2 pseudogenes are annotated in these 3,586 nt (G+C 73.7%); both read left to right on the top strand.

The window, feature by feature from the left end:
• Nucleotides 1-170: 170 nt before the first annotated feature.
• A pseudogene (locus tag IF00_RS48215) lies at nt 171-899 on the top strand (polyketide synthase dehydratase domain-containing protein); the annotation flags it as partial.
• A 174-nt stretch (nt 900-1,073) separates the two neighbouring features.
• Nucleotides 1,074-3,586, top strand: a pseudogene (locus IF00_RS47540) (type I polyketide synthase); the annotation flags it as partial.

The following is a 3,586-nucleotide window of genomic DNA, read 5'->3' as shown; positions in this document are numbered from 1 at the left end:
ACGGCGCCACCATCGACTGGCCCACACTCCTCCAGCCCTACCAACCCCACACCATCGAACTCCCCCCCTACCCCTTCCAACGCCAGCACTACTGGCTCGAGCCCGAGCCGGCCGCGACGGACGCCCGGGGACTCGGCCTGAACGCGGCAGGACACCCGCTGCTGGGCGCCGTGGTCGAGCTCGTCGAGGAGGACCGGCTGGTGTACACGGGGCGACTCGGCCTCGACACCCAGCCGTGGCTCGCCGATCACGCCGTGCACGGAACCGTCCTGCTGCCCGGTACCGCGTTCCTCGAACTCTCGATGGCCGTGGGCGCCCGGATGGGCTGGCGACGGCTCTCCGAACTCACCCTCCAGGCCCCCCTGGTGCTGCCGCCCGACGAGGCCGCTCAGCTCCGGGTGACCGTCGAACCGCCGAACGCGACCGGGCAGCGGGAGCTGACCGTGCACTCGCGGCCGCAGGACGCCGAGGCGGGTGTTCCGTGGACGCGGCACGCCGCGGCACTGCTCGACATCGACGACGAGCCGGCGGACTTCGACCTCTCCGAGTGGCCGCCGCCCGGCGCCCAGGAGATCGACGTCGAGACCCGCTACGACACGCTCTCGGAAGCCGGCTACGACTACGGCTCCGCCTTCCAGGGACTGCGCGCCGCCTGGCGCGGCGGCCGTGACGTCTTCGCCGAGGTGAGCCTGCCCGCCGAGCTCGACGCCGCATCCTTCGGCGTCCACCCGGCCGTGCTGGACGCGGCTCTGCACGCCGTCGGCCTGCTGCGCGAGGACGGCGGTACGGTCCTGCCGTTCTCCTGGTCCGGCGTCACCCGCTACACCGAGGGCGCGGACGCCCTGCGCGTGTGGCTCAGCGCCAAGGGCGAGGACGGCGTGAGCCTGCGCGTCACCGACGGCGCGGGCAAGCCCGTGCTGTCGGCGGAGTCCGTCACGATGCGGCCGTTCACCGCCGACCTGGCCGCCGCGCGCGGCACCGACGCGCTGTTCCGCCTGGAGTGGCAGCCGGTCCAGACCACCGCGACCGACGTCGACGCGTGTCTGGTCGCCGATCTGGCCGAGGTGCCGGATCCCGTGCCGCAGCTCGTCGCCGTACGATGTCCGGGCTCGACGCAGGACTCCGAGGGCACAGGGGCCGGCCTCGCCGATCACGCGCACCGCGCGGCGGGTTGGGCACTGGCGCTGGTCCAGGACTGGCTGGCCGACGCCCGCTTCACCGGCTCCCGTCTGCTGGTACTGACCGAGGGCGCCTCCGGCCCCGATGTCGCGAACCCGGCCCAGGCCACCGTATGGGGCCTGATCAGGACCGCTCAGTCCGAACACCCCGACCGCTTCTCGTTGTTGGACACGGACTCGGACGCGACGCACGACGTCGACTCCGTTCCCGGGGCCGTACTCACCGAGCCGCAGCTCGCCCTGCGGTCGGGCACGGTCCTCGCCCCCCGGCTCGTCCGGCACACCGCCGTCGCCGGCCTGGCCGGTGCCGCCCCGCTCGACCCCGACGGCTCCGTGCTCATCACCGGCGGAACCGGCGTCCTCGGCGCCTCGGTCGCACGACACCTCGTCACCGAGCACGGCGCCCGCCGTCTGCTCCTCGTCAGCCGCCGCGGACCCGATGCCCCGGGCGCAGCGGAACTCGCGGACGAACTCGCCGAGTTGGGCGCAGAGGTCGCTCTCGCCGCCTGCGACACCGCCGACCGCGACGCGCTCGCGCAGCTCCTGACCGACGTACGGCTCACCGCCGTCGTCCACACCGCGGGCCTCCTCGACGACGGTGTCATCGAGTCGCTGACGCCGGACCGCCTCGCCGCCGTGCTGCGCCCCAAGGTGGACGCCGCCGCGCACCTCGACGAACTCACCGCCGACCAGGACCTCGCGGCGTTCGTCCTCTTCTCCTCCGTCGCGGGCGTGCTCGGCAACCCCGGCCAGGCCAACTACGCCGCCGGCAATGTCTTCCTCGACGCACTCGCCGCCCGCCGCCGGGCCGCCGGCCTCCCCGCGACCTCGCTCGCCTGGGGCCTGTGGGCCGAACGCACGGGTCTGACCGGGCACCTGGACGACAGCACCCTCTCGACGCGCGGCATCGCCCCGCTCTCCAACGAGCAGGGCCTGGAGCTCCTCGACCGGGCGCTCGGCGACGACACCGCGCTGCTCGTACCGGCCCGGCTCGACCCGGCCGCGCTGCGTTCGGACGCGCTCAACGGGACCCTGTCCCCGGTGCTGCGCTCGCTGGTGCGGGTCCCGCAGCGGCGCGCCGGCGAGTCCGGCCTGCGCCGCAGGCTCGGCCGGCTGTCCGAGGAGGAGGGCCGCCGTCTGCTGCTCGACCTCGTCAACACCCAGCTCGCCGCGGTCATCGGCCGGGACTCGGCCGACGGGATCGACCCGGACCAGCCGTTCAAGAGCTTCGGCGTCGACTCACTGCTCGCCGTGCAGCTGCGGAACCGTCTCAACTCCGCGACGGGGCTGCGTCTTCCGGCGACCCTCGTCTTCGACCACCCCACGCCGACCGCCGTCGTCGACTTCACGCTCGCGCTCGCGCGTGAGCGGGCCGAGAGCGCTTCCCCGCAGCCCGCCGCCGCCGCACCGCGTACGGACGACGACCCGATCGTGATCGTCGGCATGGGCTGCCGCTTCCCGGGCGGGGTGGACTCCCCCGAGGGGCTGTGGCAGGTCGTCGCCGAGCAGCGTGAGGTGATCTCGGACTTCCCGACCGACCGGGGCTGGGACCTCGACGGTCTCTACCACCCGGACCCGGACCACTCCGGCACGTCCTACGTGCGGCGAGGCGGATTCCTGCACGAGGCCGGCGAGTTCGACCCGGCGTTCTTCGGGATCTCGCCGCGTGAGGCGCTGGCGATGGACCCGCAGCAGCGGCTGCTCCTCGAAGTGTCGTGGGAGGCCCTGGAGCGGGCGGGCATCGCGCCCGGAACGCTGCACGGCAGCGACACCGGTGTGTTCGCCGGCGTGATGTACCACGACTACGGCGGTGGCGGCCGGCTCCCGGAGGAGGCCGAGGGCCACTTCCTGACCGGCACGGCCGGCAGTGTCGCCACCGGCCGGGTGGCCTACACGCTCGGCCTGCAGGGTCAGGCGCTCACCGTGGACACGGCGTGCTCGTCGTCCCTGGTGGCGCTGCACCTGGCCGTACGGGCCCTGCGGTCCGGCGAGTGCTCACTCGCCCTCGCCGGTGGCGCCGCGGTGATGTCCACCCCCAACACGTTCATCGAGTTCTCGCGTCAGCGCGGACTCGCAACGGACTCACCGCGCCCAGCGGCCCCGCACAGGAACGAGTCATCCGCGCCGCCGTCCAGGACGCAGGCGTCTCCTTCTCCGGAGTCGACGCCGTCGAAGCCCACGGCACCGGCACCGTCCTCGGCGACCCCATCGAGGCACAGGCCCTCCTCGCCACCTACGGCAGCGAACGCGACGGTGACCGGCCCCTGATGCTGGGATCCCTGAAGTCCAACCTCGGCCACGCCCAGGCGGCCGCCGGCGTCGGCGGCGTCATCAAGATGGTCATGGCCCTCCGGCAGGAGGAGCTGCCCGCCTCCCTGAACGTGAGCAGGCCCAGCGAACTCGTCGAC

The organism is Streptomyces flavochromogenes (genome assembly GCF_000717595.1).
Classification (GTDB): Bacteria; Actinomycetota; Actinomycetes; order Streptomycetales; family Streptomycetaceae; genus Streptomyces; species Streptomyces flavochromogenes.
The sequence above is the reverse complement of the archived record's forward strand: the minus strand, read 5'-3'. Positions and strand labels throughout refer to the sequence as shown.